This window comes from Nitrosovibrio sp. Nv4 (assembly GCF_900215485.1).
In the GTDB taxonomy this organism is placed as follows: Bacteria; Pseudomonadota; Gammaproteobacteria; order Burkholderiales; family Nitrosomonadaceae; genus Nitrosospira.
The window spans coordinates 1,573,664-1,589,873 of sequence record NZ_OCMZ01000001.1; the positions used below are offsets into that span (position 1 = coordinate 1,573,664).

General features: G+C 54.3%; 12 protein-coding genes. 5 read left to right on the forward strand and 7 right to left on the reverse strand.

The genetic code is table 11. The annotated features are described in order from the left end of the window. Position 1: 1 nt before the first annotated feature. The 5 genes from CRO05_RS07040 to CRO05_RS07060 all read right to left on the reverse strand — a co-directional run bounded on the left by CRO05_RS07040 (position 2) and on the right by CRO05_RS07060 (position 5,349). A complete protein-coding gene (locus CRO05_RS07040) occupies positions 2–913 on the reverse strand; it encodes an ABC transporter permease (RefSeq protein WP_097066396.1) in 912 nt (303 codons plus the stop codon). Further along, positions 906–1,991, reverse strand: a complete 1,086-nt coding sequence (locus CRO05_RS07045; RefSeq protein ID WP_097066397.1) for an ABC transporter ATP-binding protein — start codon at positions 1,989–1,991, stop codon at positions 906–908. Before CRO05_RS07045 ends, CRO05_RS07040 begins: the two co-directional genes overlap by 8 nt. A gap of 283 nt (positions 1,992–2,274) precedes the next feature. Further along, positions 2,275–3,789 carry a ubiquinone biosynthesis regulatory protein kinase UbiB gene (ubiB, locus tag CRO05_RS07050; protein ID WP_097066398.1) on the reverse strand — a complete coding sequence of 505 codons (1,515 nt, stop codon included), beginning with the start codon at positions 3,787–3,789 and terminating at the stop codon, positions 2,275–2,277. Positions 3,790–3,854: 65 nt separating this feature from the next. Further along, on the reverse strand, positions 3,855–4,436 hold the full coding sequence (locus tag CRO05_RS07055) for an SCP2 domain-containing protein (protein WP_097066399.1): 582 nt from the start codon (positions 4,434–4,436) through the stop codon (positions 3,855–3,857). Between the two features lie 13 nt (positions 4,437–4,449). Next, positions 4,450–5,349, reverse strand: coding sequence for a Tim44 domain-containing protein (locus CRO05_RS07060; protein ID WP_097066400.1), 900 nt, complete (start codon positions 5,347–5,349; stop codon positions 4,450–4,452). 456 nt (positions 5,350–5,805) lie between these two features. Here CRO05_RS07060 and CRO05_RS07065 point away from each other — a divergent pair, with 456 nt between their 5' ends. From CRO05_RS07065 to CRO05_RS07075, 3 genes are all read left to right on the forward strand, one after another. Next, entirely contained in the window at positions 5,806–6,702 is an 897-nt protein-coding gene (locus CRO05_RS07065) for a universal stress protein (RefSeq protein ID WP_097066401.1), read from the forward strand. A 142-nt stretch (positions 6,703–6,844) separates the two neighbouring features. Further along, on the forward strand, positions 6,845–7,954 hold the full coding sequence (locus CRO05_RS07070) for an acetate/propionate family kinase (protein ID WP_097066402.1): 1,110 nt from the start codon (positions 6,845–6,847) through the stop codon (positions 7,952–7,954). Positions 7,955–7,980: 26 nt separating this feature from the next. Further along, positions 7,981–10,443, forward strand: a complete 2,463-nt coding sequence (locus tag CRO05_RS07075; RefSeq protein WP_097066403.1) for a phosphoketolase — start codon at positions 7,981–7,983, stop codon at positions 10,441–10,443. Here the strand turns inward: CRO05_RS07075 and CRO05_RS07080 are convergent. Further along, positions 10,428–11,753, reverse strand: a complete 1,326-nt coding sequence (locus CRO05_RS07080) for an aminotransferase class V-fold PLP-dependent enzyme (protein WP_181319816.1) — start codon at positions 11,751–11,753, stop codon at positions 10,428–10,430. The two genes, CRO05_RS07075 and CRO05_RS07080, sit on opposite strands and share 16 nt — an antisense overlap. 329 nt (positions 11,754–12,082) lie before the next feature. Here CRO05_RS07080 and CRO05_RS07085 point away from each other — a divergent pair, with 329 nt between their 5' ends. After that, on the forward strand, positions 12,083–12,700 hold the full coding sequence (locus CRO05_RS07085) for a hypothetical protein (RefSeq protein WP_097066404.1): 618 nt from the start codon (positions 12,083–12,085) through the stop codon (positions 12,698–12,700). A 64-nt stretch (positions 12,701–12,764) separates the two neighbouring features. On the opposite strand, the gene CRO05_RS07090 is transcribed toward CRO05_RS07085, so the two are convergent. After that, positions 12,765–13,649: a pyruvate, water dikinase regulatory protein gene (locus CRO05_RS07090; protein WP_339390086.1), complete on the reverse strand. Its 885-nt coding sequence runs from the start codon at positions 13,647–13,649 to the stop codon at positions 12,765–12,767. A 126-nt stretch (positions 13,650–13,775) separates the two neighbouring features. Here CRO05_RS07090 and ppsA point away from each other — a divergent pair, with 126 nt between their 5' ends. Then, the gene (gene ppsA, locus CRO05_RS07095) at positions 13,776–16,166 is read left to right on the forward strand and encodes a phosphoenolpyruvate synthase (RefSeq protein ID WP_097066405.1); all 2,391 of its coding nucleotides are present in this window, start codon (positions 13,776–13,778) and stop codon (positions 16,164–16,166) included. The last annotated feature ends 44 nt before the right edge of the window (positions 16,167–16,210 follow it).

Sequence of the window (16,210 nt, forward strand, 5' to 3'; positions counted from 1 at the left end):
GCTACGCTCTCTGCCCGGCAGCGAAACGCGAGAACCATGTGGCCAGTCCTGCGACGGATAGCACCGCCAGTGTCAGCATGATCGACAGCACTGAACCAAAAGGCCAATCGCGGGTGCCGAGGAATTGATCCTTGATGAGGTTGCCGATAAGAATATCCCCCGTGCCGCCAAGTATTTCCGGCACCGCGAACATGCCGAGTACAGGGATGAATACCAGTGCCGAACCCGAAAATACGCCCGGTAAAGAAAGCGGCCAGGTGACGCGCCAAAAGCGCTGCCAGCTGTTCGCGCCCAGATCCTGTGCCGCATCCAGGAGCGAGGGATCATGCTTTTCAAGATTTGTATAAAGAGGCAGCACCATGAACGGCAGGTGTACATAGACCATGCCTACCAATACTGCGAAAGACGAGAACAACAGCGTTACCGGGGGGATACCCAAGGCGCCGAGAATAGCGTTGATAAAATGGCTAAGTCCGGATTCCGGTCCAAGAATGATCATCCAGGCATAAATGCGGATAAGAAAATTGCTGGCGAACGGCAGCACCACCAGCAGTACCATCAGATTGCGGAAACGTTTCTTGCTGCGCGCGATCAGTATCGCCAGCGGATAAGCCATGATGAGACAAATCAGCGTGGTAGCTGACGCAACAACGAAGGATTTGAGGAAAATCTCAGCGTAAAGAATGTCGCCGAAAAAGAACTGATAGGCCTCGGCCGTAAGGCCGTGCTCGCCGGCGACTGTATCCCCGGGCGGGGTGACAGGAGCCAGCCCTCCGAACTCACCCGGGAAACGGAACGAGGTCAGGATCATGATCAGACTGGGAGCGACGAAGAATATCACCAGGAACAACAGCGGTGGTCCACCTACCAAAAATCTGGCGAGGCGCGCATCTCCGGCGCCCTTGTTAATCATTGAGAAAAATACCTGCGTCATGGCGCCAGGAGACGCCTACTTGATCCCCCACCTCGAAAAAGGTGGCTCGTCCCGGCGCCGAATTGGGAAGCAAAGCCTCGATATAAGTTCCATTGGAAAGCTCCACGATATAAGTGGTGACATCCCCCACGTACAGAAAATCGTGCACCTTGCCGAGGAAATGATTCTTTAGATGCGGCTCGCCCGAAGGATGGGAAATACGAACCTGTTCAGGGCGAATTGCCATAACGCCGTTATCACCGACTTTTACGCCCGCGTTACCCGCAGCCATCACTTCGCCTAAATCTTTCACATCGAGCTTTAAATACGAAGGCGCCGCTTCCACCACATGTGCGTTCATCATGCTGATCTTGCCGATGAAATCCGCGACGAAACGATTTCTCGGAAAACTATAGATTCTGGAGGGCTCGTCAATTTGTTCAACATTGCCGCGATTCATCACTGCGATGCGATGCGACAGCGCCAGCGCTTCATCTTGCGCATGCGTGACAAAAACGAACGTAATCCCCAGCTCCTTCTGAAGATTAATGAGTTCGATCTGCATCTCCTCACGCAGCTTTGCGTCGAGCGCGCCCAGCGGTTCGTCCAGCAACAGCAGACGGGGGCGATTGACGAGTCCTCTCGCGAACGCCACGCGCTGTTTCTGCCCGCCTGACAATTCGTGAGGAAAACGGCTGCCAAAATTCGGCAAGCGCACACTGTCCAGAGCCTCTCCGACTCTGGCTTTTATTTCCTGGGGTGTCTTGCCTGCCATCTTGAGTGGAAAAGCGATATTGTCCGCTACCGTCATATGCGGAAACAATGCATAGGTCTGGAATACAGTATGGACAGGTCGTTTTTCGGGTGGAGTGCCGACCATATCCGTGCCGTCCAGCAGAATTTGACCCGAATCAGGGAGATCGAATCCCGCTATCATGCGCAGGAGCGTCGTTTTGCCACAGCCGGATGGTCCGAGCAAGGTGAAGAATTCGCCGGCCTTCACGCTGACGCTGACATTATCGACCGCCGTGTAGTTGCTAAAGCGCCGTGTCACATTACGGATTTCCAGGAGCGCCATTGTCGTCCCAAATTAAAGTAAAAAAGCTGAAATTTTACCAAAATTCGTTTATGGATTGACTAGCACTCCCTTGGATCATTTGCCGCCGCTTGGATCATTGCCCTGAAGGGCTTCTCGGGGAAGGAGATGGGTGGGCGGAATTATCGTTTCGTCAGAAAGATGCGGATATTGCCGGAATTGGCCCAGGAGCACTCAGGAGTAAAATACGTTCGCTAGTCATTGTTTCCCAAAGCTGAAGTAGTACCGGCGGAAGAGAATGTAAAACAAAATGAATTATCAAACCTTATAGCCACAGGTGCCACAGCATTGCCACCGCTAGCAACACTATAAGAATGGAGAACAAGAGGTTCTGGCGCTTTTTTTCGAGGATAAACTGATTCATCTTTTCTTCCAGCGCACTTGTACGAATTTCCGTCAAGGCATGATGCATCAAGCGCGGAAACTGTGGCATGATTACCGCCCAGCTGGTCGCTTCCTTGTGCAAGCGACGACTGAATCCACGCCAGCCCAGCTGGTCCGCCATCCAGTTTTCCAGATACGGCTTTGCAGTTGTCCAGAGGTCGAGATCGGGATCGAGGTCGCGTCCTAGTCCTTCGATATTCAAGAGAGTTTTTTGCAACATTACCAATTGCGGCTGGATTTCCACGTTGAATTGGCGCGACGTCTGAAACAGCCGGAGCAGTACCCGGCCGAACGAAATCTCCCTCAGTGGTTTGTCAAAAATCGGCTCGCATACGGCACGGATTGCGGTTTCGAAATCATCAACCCGCGTTTCCTTCGGCGCCCAACCCGCCTCCACGTGAGCCTCCGCCACACGCTTGTAGTCGCGCCGAAAAAATGCCAGAAAGTTTTGTGCCAGATAATTTTTGTCCTCATCGGTGAGGGTGCCCATTATGCCGAAATCAACTGCAATGTAACGGCCGTCCCTGCCAACAAAAATATTCCCCGGATGCATGTCGGCATGAAAATAACCGTCGCGGAATACCTGAGTGAAGAAAATTTCCACCCCGACGCGAGCAAGCCTGGGAATGTCCACGCCCAGTTCGCGTAGCTTGCCCACGTGACTGATAGGCGTGCCTTTCACGCGCTGCATCACCATGACGCCCGAATAGCAGTAGTCCCAATAAACTTCCGGCACCAACAACAACGGGGAATCCAGAAAATTGCGGCGTAACTGACTGCAATTGGAAGCCTCGCGCATGAGATCCAGTTCATCATCCAGATGGCGGGCGAATTCGGTCACCACTTCGCGAGGCTTCAGCCGCTTTGCGTCAGGCCACAGCGCCTCAAGCAGCATCGCGCCGGAATCCATCAATGCCACATCATGGGCGATTATCGGCGCGATGCCAGGGCGCAGTACTTTCACTGCAACCTCTGTACCGTCATGCAGCACAGCCAGGTGAACCTGGGCAATTGATGCACTGGCTACCGGTTCGACATCAAACGCCAGGAAGACTTCGTTGACGGACTTCCCATAGATTTGTTCCAGTGTTGCAAGGGCCACGCTGGAGGGAAACGGCGGAACCTGATCTTGCAGTTTTGCCAGCTCATCGGCAATATCCTGCGGCAGAAGGTCGCGGCGCGTGGAAAGCATCTGGCCAAATTTGACAAAGATGGGGCCCAGCGCTTCCAGCGCGAGGCGAAGGCGTTCGCCTCGCGCTCTTTCCAGCCGACGCCAGAATGTAGCCGCCTTGACGACGGGTCGCAGCAGACGCAATCGCTCGTGGCCCAGAACGAATTCATCAAGGCCGAAACGAAATGCGACAGCGAGTATTTTGAGAAGACGAAAGAAACGCATTTATTCTATGAACGACAGTTCGCCCGACTTATTCAGAGGTTCCTTGGATAATCTTCTCGGCTCGTTTACAGGCGCTTTTTTGTCAGTGCTTGCACGCGCGTTTCCAGGTTTTCGGCATGTTCCCGTAATGCGTTTACTTCATGGATAAATTCGTGCATATCCAAAGGCTTGGCAAGCAGCGGCTGCTCTTCTGTCAGGTATTCCACCAATGTCCGCGATAAGTTTTGAACGGTTCCGGTATGCCAATGCAACAGACCTTGGCCAGCTTTCGTTACGCGATGTGCGAGAATATCGCCCATCACACCGCTTAAGTCCTGCTCCACATCCCAGTGCAGATTTTTCCCGATATCGAGGATTTCTTCAGCGAAGGCATCGTCACCCGAAATCCGGATTTCACTGTACGCATCTTCGTCATGAGCCAGCAAACGCGGCACCAGGCCGGGGACAACGGTAAAGATAGCATCAGTGGGAGCATTCCTCGCCGCTGTGGATACCTCGCCGCTGGCCTGGACGGTCAGGGTAAGGTCAAGGAATGGCGGAATGCAAAAACGCGCTGTCTTGCCGGCACAGGACTGAAGCCGCTTGCGCGCCCAGCTTTCCCCACGCAGCAAGTGGTTAAGCGGGGCTATCGCAACGGATGCCAGCATGGCGGGTCAGGATCTAGGAGACTTGCTGAATTCCTGCCAGCAGCCAGACTGATTCAGGGTCTTTAAGATTCTTCTGTACATGCCATATTTCATCAAATGCTTCCGGAGACGAGGCGCCGGATTCACGCAATTGACCGTTGAACCGTACGCTGGCAATGGCTGCGTCCTTCTCGGTAACTACTTCAAGTAGTTCCGCATTGATGGCCATCACCTCGGTTCTTTGAGCTTCATTGCCGCGCTCGTTTATCTGCATGCTGATCTCGGCAAACATTTCCGGAGTGGTGTATTCCCGAATGTCGCTCAGGTCACGGGCGTCATTGGCTGCCTGAAGGCGGATGAATGAAGTTTTGGCATTGCGCAGAAACGGCTCGACCTGGAAGTCTGCAGGAATATTTGCATTGCCGGTAACCGGCGCTGCCATTCTGGGCGCTGACGCCCCCGCGGATGCTCCTGTTGCCGCCCCGGTTGCAGGTCCTGCTGCTGCGTTTTTTGCCGACGGGGCGGCGCTACCGGCGTCAGTTCCCATACCTGAATATTGCATTGGCCTTGCCGAATGCTCCTGGCGAGGCCTGCGCAGCATGCGCACGACAAAGAAAACCGCGGCCATCAGTGCAGCCAGCATCAACACGTCCATCATATTGATGCCTTCGAATGCGCCACCCATGAAAAGTGCCGCCAACAATCCGCCCGCAGCCAAGCCGGCCAGTGGGCCCATCCATTTACTGCCGCCCGCAGCGGCGGAGCCGGGCGCGGCCGCTGGCGTTTGCGCGGGTTTGGGAGCCGCTTGCTGGTTTATCGCTTCACGTTGTTTGCCAATGCTTTTACCGCCGCCAAAGCGCCTTGCTTCCGCATCAAAGGCGGCCAATCCGAAGCTTAAAATGGCCAAGGTCAACAGGGTCAATATTTTCTTCATGAAGGTCTCCTCAGATACGGTGAAAGTAAAGAGTATAGCATTATCAAATCATCGCGATGTCTCCTAAATTAGGCCGAATATCTTATTTTCAAGCCATTTCCGAATACTCTTATCAGCGCGGGACAAGGTCGAAATATCGAAACGCGGTGCTTACCTGGATCCGGTCTTTATTGTCCTTGAACTGGAAATACTTCCGATTCCGATAGGCAGATTCAGATAGCAGATTCAAACGCGAGAGGTCGTATATTTGCGGGGCATGAGCTCGCTGCGAGCCGAAACCTGGAGTCCTTGCCGGCACGCTCAAATGGGAGAGCTTATCGGTAGTCTCTTGAGATGCCGTAGGGTCGTAGGGGTAATACCGTCATATGATAGTTTCCGCACAGACTACCATCTAAAACCGTGCGTTTAATAAACAGAACAGTTCAATCAGCCCAGGCTTATTGCGAGGAACTGCACGTGGAAAAAATTCAACGCATTCTCGTCGCTACCGATTTTTCGCCGCGTGCCGACAGGGCCGTGCAACGTGCCGCGCAACTGGCGGTGGAGCACGAAGCAGAACTGGATCTGCTGCACGTTCTTCCCACGTTTCCGCTGGAATCGTTCAAGCATTTGATCGCCGAGACTCCGCTGGAAACGGAGCAGCGACTCTACAATCGTGCCAAGCTGGCACTGCAAAATAAGGTGGAAACATTAACCAGGGATGGGATAAGGCCCAGGCATCACGTCGCGATTGGCAGAGCGCATGTTGAGATAAATCGTTATGCAGAGTCTCATCATGCCGATCTGATAGTGGTCGGAGACCAGGGCGAGACATTTGTCAAGGAACTCTTTCTGGGTACTACCGCATCCAAAACCCTTCGGACGGGACATCATCCGCTGCTGGTCGTAAAACAGGAACCGACAGGGCAATACAAGCATGTGCTGGTGCCGGTGGATTTTTCACGTCCTTCTCTGGACGCATTGACCATGGCGCTGAAGGTTGCGACACAGGCATCGGTTCATGTGCTGCACGCAATCGAGATGCCGCTTGGACGGAAAATGAAGCAGGCCGGCTTTAACGCGAAATGGATCGATCTCTACCGTAACAAGATGCTGAGTCATGCGCGTGAAGGAATGGAGAAGATTGTGGCCGATCACGCGCGCGGCGATACTCGCGTGACGTCCCTCATCGAGTATGGCCACGCACCGACAGTGATTCGGGAGAAAACACAGTCTCTTGAGATTGATCTGATTGTCATGGGCAAGCGTGGCGAAACAGAGTTGGACGAGGCGCTATTCGGATCTGTGACAAAGCACGTTCTCTATGAGACGCCATGCGACGTGCTCGTGGTTAGTCCTGTGGCTGGCTCGTAGTCAGGCTCGTAGTCAGTTTTGTGGTCAGGACCCGCAGTCAGCCTTATGGTCAGCTTTATGCTCCGCCCGTGCCGGCGCCTAATTACCGCGTAATCAGCATATAGGGCAGCACCCTGATTCTCCAACAAATTCTTCTTTTTCCATGACTATTTTAACCATTAACACCGGCAGCTCATCGGTTCGTCTGGGTGCATTCGTCCGCAATGGCGACATGTTGACGGAGCTTGCGGGCACACGTCATGACCTCTCTGGCTGCGAACCGCAGATCACGCTGAAAGAATTCATGCAGACGCATGGGCTCGAGGAAATAAGTGTGGCTGCGCATCGAGTGGTTCATGGTGGCGCGAAGCTCATCGCCTCGCGTCGGCTCGACCGGGAAGTTGAAAGAGAGATTGAGCATTTGGCGCCATTGGCGCCATTGCACAATCCGGTTGCACTGCGCTGGATACGCGCAGCACGAGAGGTGCTGGCCGGCGTTGCCCAGGTCGCGGTGTTTGATACCGCCTTTTTTGCAACTCTGCCGGAGCCAGCCCGGACTTATGCCATTCCCTACGCACTTGCTGAAAAGCATGAGCTGCGACGTTACGGATTTCATGGGCTGGCGCATCAGGCAATGTGGCGGAGGTGGCAGGAATTACAATCAGCCCATTCGCGTGGAGAGAGGGGATCAAGGGTTATTTCAGTGCAGTTGGGCGCAGGCTGCTCGATCACAGCGATTGAGGACGGATTGCCCCGCGACACGTCAATGGGATTTTCGCCGCTGGAGGGGCTCATGATGGCTGTGCGCTCAGGGGATATAGATCCGGGTCTGATCACGTTTTTGCAACGCCAGGAGAACCTGACACCCGAGCAACTGGACCAGCTGCTTAACCAGCGCTCGGGCCTGCTGGGAGTATCCGGGATCAGCGGCGATATACGTGAACTGCTGAAATCGGATGATGAGCGCGCGCGCCTTGCGGTGGATTTATATTGCTACCGGGTGCGCAAATATGTTGGCGCCTACTTGGCCGTGCTCGGGGGCGCCCAAGCCATCGTTTTTGGTGGCGGTGTCGGCGAGAATGTTCCCGCTGTGAGAGAAAAAATTCTGACCGGCATGCAGTGGTGCGGAGTTGAAATCGATCTGGAAAGAAATCACGGCTCCAATGGAACGTCGTTAATCAGCAGCCAGACGAGCAGGGTTGAAGTGTGGGTAATTCCCGTAAACGAGGCAACAATCCTGGCGCGAGAAGCAGACGTTGTGATGGCAGCATAAGAGAATAAAATTTGAAGGAGATCCACATGAATGATGCCGATCCGGCAACCACAACTGGAGATGGCCCTCTTAATGCCCCTCTTTCGCCAGACGAGTTGCGCAAGACGAACGCATACTGGCGCGCGGCAAATTACCTTTCGATCGGGCAAATCTATCTCCTTGGCAATCCGTTGCTCAAGGAGCCGCTCACCCTTGCGCACATCAAGCCCCGCTTGCTTGGTCATTGGGGCACCACGCCCGGACTTAATTTCATCTACGTGCACCTGAACCGCATCATCAAAAAATTTGATCTGAATATGTTCTACATTGCCGGTCCCGGTCACGGGGGACCGGCAATGGTGGCGAACACCTGGCTTGAGGGCAGCTACAGCGAGTTTTATCCGCACATTTCACGGGACGGCACAGGCATGCAGCGACTGTTTAAACAGTTCTCCTTCCCCGGCGGCGTTCCCAGTCACGCGGCCCCGGAAACGCCCGGTTCCATTAACGAAGGTGGGGAACTGGGTTACTCGTTGTCGCACGCTTTTGGCGCGGCTTTTGATAATCCGGATTTGATCGTGGCGTGCGTGGTTGGCGATGGCGAGGCTGAAACCGGGCCGCTTGCCACTGCCTGGCACTCGAACAAATTTCTCAATCCTGCCAATGATGGCGCGGTGTTGCCGATTCTGCATCTCAATGGCTACAAGATAGCAAATCCGACGCTACTCGCGCGTATCAGCCATGAAGAATTGGAGAACCTGTTCACAGGCTATGGGTATCAGCCTTACTTTGTCGAAGGATCTGATCCGGAACTTATGCATCAGGCCATGGCGGCCGCGCTCGATGTCGCAGTTGACCGGATTCGAACCATTCAGCAAGAAGCCCGTACCAGGGAAACAAGCCCCGGAGCAAGCGCCGGAATTGCGATATACCCGCGCTGGCCTCTGATCATTCTACGCAGCCCCAAGGGATGGACTGGCCCGGAAGAGGTTGACGGCAAAAAAGTGGAAGGTTACTGGCGTTCGCATCAGGTGCCGCTCGCGAAGATCGGTTCAAACCCGCAGCATCTGAAACAATTGGAAGACTGGATGAAGAGCTACAAGCCGGAAGAATTGTTTGATGACAAGGGCGCTCTCATGCCGGAGCTGGCGGCGCTGGCACCTGAGGGGGAGCGGCGCATGGGCGCAAATCCCCATGCCAATGGCGGCCAATTGCTGAAGGAACTGGAAATGCCCGATTTCCGGGACTATGCTGTCGATGTGCCCGCACCGGGATCTCTAGTGGGCGAGGCCACGCGGGAAATGGGCAAGTTTTTGCGCGATGTAATGAAGCTTAATCTGGAAAGCAGAAATTTCCGGGTGATGGCGCCGGACGAGACCAGCTCCAACCGGCTCCACGCCCTGTTTGAGGTGACCGGTCGAACCTGGGTCGCGCAAACCTTGCCTGAGGATGCGCATCTTTCCCCCGATGGAAGGGTGATGGAAATTCTTTCCGAGCACACATGCCAGGGCTGGCTGGAAGGTTATCTGCTCACGGGACGCCACGGTCTCTTTTCCTGCTATGAGGCATTCATCCATATTGTTGACTCCATGTTCAATCAGCACGCGAAGTGGCTCAAGGTAAGCAGTAAGGAAATTCCTTGGCGCAGCCCTATCGCCTCGCTTAATTATCTGCTGACATCGCATGTGTGGCGCCAGGATCACAACGGTTTTTCGCACCAGGATCCTGGTTTCATCGATCACGTGGTCAATAAAAAAGCCGATATCATTCGCGTTTATCTCCCCCCGGATGCGAACACGTTGCTGTTTATTACCGACAAGTGCCTTCGTTCGCGCAATTTCATCAACGTTATCGTAGCGGGTAAACAACCGGCGCTGCAGTGGCTGGATATGGATGCGGCTGTCAAGCACAGCACGGCCGGGATCGGCATTTGGGATTGGGCGAGCAATGACCAGGACGGCGAACCCGACGTGGTGATGGTCTGCGCCGGCGACGTGCCGACTCTCGAAACGCTGGCGGCCGTCAATCTGCTGCGGTGCCATGTTCCTCAACTCAAGATACGAGTTATCAATGTAGTGGACCTGATGACTTTGCAGCCGCAACACGAACATCCGGATGGGCTATCGGACCGTGACTTTGATACGTTATTCACTACCGGCAAGCCGATCATTTTTGCTTATCATGGTTATCCGTGGCTCATACACCGCCTGACCTATCGCCGCACCAATCATGACAATCTGCATGTGCGCGGCTACAAGGAGGAGGGCACCACCACGACTCCATTCGACATGACGGTGCTCAACGACCTGGACCGTTTTCACCTGGTGATGGACGTCGTCGACCGCGTACCAAAGCTGGCCTCCAAAGGCGCTTACCTCAAGCAATTGATGCGCGATAAACTAATCGACCATAAGCGTTATATCACGATCCATGGTGAGGATATGCCAGAGATCCGCGAGTGGCGTTGGCCTGATTCCAATTCACAATCCGAATCTCAGACCAGGTCATGAATGGCTCTCAAGGCTACCTCTACCTCCTCGTGCGAATTCATGATGCTAAAGGAAACCCGTGCGTAAGATTTGGCATAGGGCGATGCGCTTGCAATAATATCCCGCCTTAAAAGCTTATCGACCACCGCCTGCGCCGTCAGGCCCGCGATTTCAAAGCAGATGATGCCGGCCGAAAGCCTGCCATCGGGGGGTGTATGCAGCGTCACATGCGGTATCTTCACAAGCCCTTCCTTGCATAGCCCGTTGAGTTCGGCGATGCGCTCGGCGGCACGGCGGCGGCCGATCTGCTTTTGAAAGTGAAAGGCATCCGCCATCGCCCACTGATATTCATAGGCGAAGAATCCGCCGGGTGAAACCCAATCCGCCTGCGTTGGGCCTCGGGGCGCATCACCTTTCAACCAGGCCTCGTACGGGTCAGGGGAAATAAAGCTCGGTACGGTCGGACGAATCTGTGCCCAGACATAATCGCGCGCCCACACAATTCCGGTGCCGCGGGGCGCGAGTATCCATTTGTGGGTGCCAGCCGCGAAAAAATCGCAGCCCAGGTCCGGCAAGGCTTCGTCCACAGCGCCGTAGCCATGCACGCCGTCAACCACCAGGAGGATCCGGTCGGGTTCATCTCGCTTGCGATTGATCTCGCGGATCGCATCCGCAATTTTGCGTACCGGCAGACGAATACCGGAGCTGGAATGCACCCAGGTGACGCCAATGACACGAGTGTTCGGTTGAATGGCCTCTATCAGACGGCCGACGATCTCATCCTCCGTTGCGGTAGACGATTGCTCGAACAATGCAATGCGCCGCCACGAGGCCCCGTTCTTTTGTGTCGCGAGGCGAATGGATTCGTGATGCGAGTAGTGGTCATGTTCGGAGGTCAGGATTTCCTGGCCATGCCTGATCATCAGCCCGTTATAAATAAGCGCGAGGCCGGTAGTGGTATTCGGGGTAATGGCGTATTCCCCGGCTTTGCCGCCCGAGTACGCTGCCGCCGCTTCGCAAACCCTTGTGGCCATCCGGTCTTCAGGCTTCCCGAACATGCCGCGGTCAACAGTCAGGAACGGATTTTCGTCTATCGCTTTGCGGTATCGCTCAATGGCTTCGCGCACTGGCCGCGGATGCGAGACGATATAGAAGCCTGCCAAGTGCACGTAATCGGGCGACAAGTTGAACTGAGTGCGCACCGAGCGCCAATCATCAGGTTTGAACGTAGTTGTCGCAGGGTCGGCGGACAACCCGGTCGCTGGAACCGCAGCGCCGGCGACAGCAGCCCATCCAGTGCTCAACAGAAAATTACGGCGTGTCATGGACATAGCCTTTCTCCTTGCTTGAGAACACATAACGGACGGATCTATCCGCGCCGCGAGTCATGCTCAACGCGTCCGAAGAAGCGATAGAAAACACCTCGCAAGCATCTTGCCACGATTGCAGAATTGCATCAACATCGCCCCTAGACCTACCTTACGACCAAACAGCCCTCATGGCGACCTTATGGCTTACTACAGCGGGCCGACTATAGCGAGCTTGCTACAGTGATTTGACGCCTGCCCTTGTTTTTCGTCGAGTCGCGAAGTTAAATTATGTCGTCATTAAACTGGAAACCCGTAAATTCAAACCCGCTGATCCGGAAGGGGGAAGGTTGATGATATTCATCATCAATGCAGTCGCGCTCTATGCTTCATTTTCGCTGAACCAGATGCTCGCGGTCTACTGGGGCGCGGTTTTGCCGGTGTTTTATGCGATTGCCGTGGCGCCTCATGTATTGATCGGCAGACCGGATATGCCACCCGCAACGATAACCAGGATTCTTGCCGAGAAGTGGGACAATGCCGACGATCTGACCGCCTATATCGTGAAGTACTGGATGGCGCTCGCCTATCCGACCACTTCCTGGAAAAAGCAGCTTAACAGTGTCATCCTGTACCTGACATCGTTCTTCCTGGGTTTCGTATATCTACTCAGGGAAATGTTCGCAGCTGGGCTCTTCCTGTGCGTGGTGGGATATGTACTCTATCAAATGAGCCTGAGGGTGGACAGACCGAGGTCGGTTTATGCCAATTCGGATTTCAGGGATGGCAGTGATAGCGAATTCGCGAGAAAAGAATGGGAACTGGCGGCCATGTCGATTGTTGCATTTTCTGATTTATACCCGGATGATCGGCCACTGAAGGAATCAGCAAACAAGATTTCAGAGGACAGTGACGTGCAGCTGCTGCTGGCGAAATATCGTCATGACCACGGGTTCGGATGCGTTGCCTAGAATCCAGTGCCCGTTATTGCGGGCCTTCTGGGTTCATCCGCTCTCTCGCCATTAATGATTTTCCCTAATAGATCTTTCGCTCCAGTTTCGCCTCATGCATTACAGCTGTTGCCAGTTCCTCGATGGATTTGCTGGTTGCGTCGAGATACGGAATACCTTCACGGCGCATCAGCATTTCCGCTTCGCGCACTTCATACTGACAGTTCTTGATCGATGCATATTTGCTGTCCGGTTTGCGTTCGTTTCGCATTCGATGCAGCCGTAGAGGATCGATGGTAAAGCCAAACAGCTTGCTGTGCACATTCCTGAGCTGGGCCGGGAGCGTCGCGCGATCGAAGTCCTCAGGGACGAGAGGATAATTGGCGGCATGAATACCGTATTGCAGCGCGAGATAGAGGCAGGTGGGAGTCTTGCCCGTGCGGGATACGCCGATCAGCGTAATGTCGGCCTGGCGCCAGTTCTTTTGTGAAATACCGTCATCATGTTCCAACGTGTACCTTATTGCCTCAATTCGCTGGCGGTGATCGATCGGGTTTTCGACCCGGTGGGAAAGCCCAACGGTATGCGACGAACGTATGCCAAGTTCGATTTCCATCGGGGCAATAAAAATACTGAAACAGTCGAGATGCAATGCATTGGCAGAGTCAAGAACAAGCCGTATTTCGGGATTTACGAATGTACTGAATACCAGTGGACGCGACCGTCCCGTGCTGGCGCGCTCATTGATTTGCCCCACAACGGCCACGGCTTTTTCCCTGGTATTGAGGTAGGGCAGGGTGATTTCTTCAAAAGCCACGTTTTCAAACTGGCTGAGCAGACTATGCCCCAGCATTTCGACAGTAATGCCAGTGCGGTCCGACAGGAAGAACGCGGTTCGCTGCGGAGGCTCCGACATGGACAGCTTCGACATGGACAGCTCCGACATGGGCAGCTTCGTCATGGTTGACATTTGATCCGGCTCGCCAGTAATGTTGACACGTTGATTTATGCGACTTAGGGCAAAATATCGCGTTTAGGGATGTAATACAATCCTCTTTAATCACCTACCGCACCCCACTTGCGAACAGGAGCAGAAATGAGCGATTCACGATATGTGATCTGGTTCGACGAGTTGCGTATGACCGATGTGAGCAGTGTCGGGGGCAAGAATGCTTCGCTGGGTGAAATGATCAGTCAGCTTACCCAGGCAGGAGTCAGGGTTCCCGGTGGTTTTGCTACGACAGCCGATGCCTATCGTGATTTTCTGGCTGATGGTGGACTCGCGCAACGCATCGAAGAGCGACTTGCAAACCTGGATACTGGAGACGTCGCCGCATTGGCAACGGCTGGCGCCCAGATTCGCGGCTGGATAATAGAAACACCATTGCCGCCGCGATTGGAAAAAGAAATTTCCGATGCTTACGAAAAGATGTTGCGTGAAGCGGAAGCAGGCGATATCTCGGTAGCGGTGCGTTCCTCGGCAACCGCCGAGGATTTGGCAGATGCTTCATTTGCGGGGCAGCAGGAAACCTTTCTTAATGTACATGGGGCGGAAAATCTGCTGAAGGCGGTCAAGGATGTGTTCGCATCACTCTACAATGACCGTGCTATTTCCTATCGCGTGCACAAGGGTTTCATTCATTCCGAAGTGGCGCTATCCGCGGGAATCCAACGAATGGTTCGCAGCGACATCGGGGCCGCCGGAGTAGTGTTCACCCTGGATACCGAATCCGGTTTTGATAAGGTGGTTTTTATCACGTCTTCCTATGGTCTTGGCGAAACCGTGGTCAAAGGTGCGGTGAATCCCGACGAGTTCTACGTTTATAAACCTGCGTTGACTCAGGGAAAGCCCGCAATTCTGCGGCGAAATCTCGGGTCCAAGCTCATCAAGATGCAATTTTCTGCAAGCCGTGAAACGGCCCGTCCAGTCGAAACGGTGGATGTGGAGGAGGCCGAGCGCAAGCGGTTTTCCATCAGCGACGGGGAAGCCGAGGAGCTGGCTCGTCATGCACTCGTCATCGAGCGGCATTATCAAAGACCGATGGATATCGAGTGGGGCAAGGATGGCGTGGACGGCAAGCTCTATATCCTGCAAGCCCGACCCGAGACGGTGCAGGCGCGGGCCGGGATGGATACATTGCGGCGCTATCGCTTGAAGGGAAAATCGGAAATATTGGTCTCCGGGCGCGCAATCGGCCAGAAAATAGGCACAGGGCCGGTGCGGCCGATCTTGAATGCCAGCGAAATGTCGCGCGTGCGCGAAGGCGATGTGCTGGTGACTGACATGACCGATCCCGATTGGGAGCCTGTCATGAAACGTGCTTCCGCCATTGTCACCAATCGCGGCGGCCGCACCTGCCATGCTGCAATCGTTGCGCGTGAGCTGGGGATTCCGGCAGTGGTGGGCTGCGGTAACGCTACCGATTTGCTGGCTGAGAATCAAATGGTGACGGTATCCTGCACCGAGGGCGATACCGGCAACATTTATCGCGGGGTGCTGGAAGTTGAAGTTAACGATCTCGCACTTGAAAGTATGCCAAAGCCGCCAGTCAAAATCAGTATGAATGTTGGCAATCCGGAGCTGGCGTTCGGGTTTCAGCGCATGCCCAATGATGGCGTAGGGCTTGCGCGGTTGGAGTTCATCATTGCACGTATGATCGGAATCCATCCCAAAGCCGCACTGCAATATTCCAATCTTTCCGCCGACCTGAAACAGCAGGTGGAAAGCCAAAGTGCAGGTTACCCCGATCCGGTCAGCTTTTATGTAGAAAAACTGACCGAAGGCATCGCCACTCTGTGCGCTGCTTTCTTCCCCAAACCTGTCATCGTACGCATGTCGGATTTCAAATCGAACGAGTATTCCAGCCTCATCGGCGGGCAGCAATATGAGCCCAGGGAAGAAAATCCGATGCTGGGCTTTCGGGGCGCGTCGCGCTATGTAGCAGACGATTTCCGCGATTGTTTCGAACTGGAATGCCGGGCGCTGAAGAAAGTACGCGATGAAATGGGACTTACCAATCTGGAAATCATGATCCCCTTTGTGCGAACGCTGGTCGAGGCCCGGCACGTAATAGAGCTGCTGGAAGAGAACGGCTTGAAGCGCGGTGAGAACGGACTGCGGTTGATCATGATGTGTGAAATTCCTTCCAACGCACTGCTGGCTGATCAATTTCTGGAATACTTCGATGGTTTCTCCATTGGATCCAATGATCTTACACAGCTCACCCTTGGACTGGATCGCGATTCAGCCCTCGTTGCCGAAGCCTTTGATGAACGCGACCCCGCAGTAAAGACCCTGCTGCGGCTGGCTATCCAGGCATGCCGTAAAGCCGGCAAATATGTCGGGATTTGTGGTCAGGGGCCATCCGATCATCCGGATCTGGCGCTATGGCTTATGGAGGAAGGAATCGAAAGCCTTTCGCTTAATCCCGACACTGTAGTGGATACCTGGTTGTATCTCGCAGGGGAGGCAAAAAAAAAGGTATAGTTCTAAAGCCGCGGTGTCACTCCGAATCATGCTTCGATAAGGAT

Excerpts from the sequence above, each read along its gene's own strand:
- CRO05_RS07040 (WP_097066396.1), bottom strand. The coding sequence starts at position 913 with ATGATTAACAAGGGCGCCGGAGATGCGCGCCTCGCCAGATTTTTGGTA.
- CRO05_RS07045 (WP_097066397.1), bottom strand. The coding sequence starts at position 1,991 with ATGGCGCTCCTGGAAATCCGTAATGTGACACGGCGCTTTAGCAACTAC.
- ubiB (WP_097066398.1), bottom strand. The coding sequence starts at position 3,789 with ATGCGTTTCTTTCGTCTTCTCAAAATACTCGCTGTCGCATTTCGTTTC.
- CRO05_RS07055 (WP_097066399.1), bottom strand. The coding sequence starts at position 4,436 with ATGCTGGCATCCGTTGCGATAGCCCCGCTTAACCACTTGCTGCGTGGG.
- CRO05_RS07060 (WP_097066400.1), bottom strand. The coding sequence starts at position 5,349 with ATGAAGAAAATATTGACCCTGTTGACCTTGGCCATTTTAAGCTTCGGA.
- CRO05_RS07070 (WP_097066402.1), top strand. The coding sequence starts at position 6,845 with ATGACTATTTTAACCATTAACACCGGCAGCTCATCGGTTCGTCTGGGT.
- CRO05_RS07075 (WP_097066403.1), top strand. The coding sequence starts at position 7,981 with ATGAATGATGCCGATCCGGCAACCACAACTGGAGATGGCCCTCTTAAT.
- CRO05_RS07080 (WP_181319816.1), bottom strand. The coding sequence starts at position 11,753 with ATGTCCATGACACGCCGTAATTTTCTGTTGAGCACTGGATGGGCTGCT.
- CRO05_RS07085 (WP_097066404.1), top strand. The coding sequence starts at position 12,083 with ATGATATTCATCATCAATGCAGTCGCGCTCTATGCTTCATTTTCGCTG.
- CRO05_RS07090 (WP_339390086.1), bottom strand. The coding sequence starts at position 13,649 with ATGTCAACCATGACGAAGCTGCCCATGTCGGAGCTGTCCATGTCGAAG.
- ppsA (WP_097066405.1), top strand. The coding sequence starts at position 13,776 with ATGAGCGATTCACGATATGTGATCTGGTTCGACGAGTTGCGTATGACC.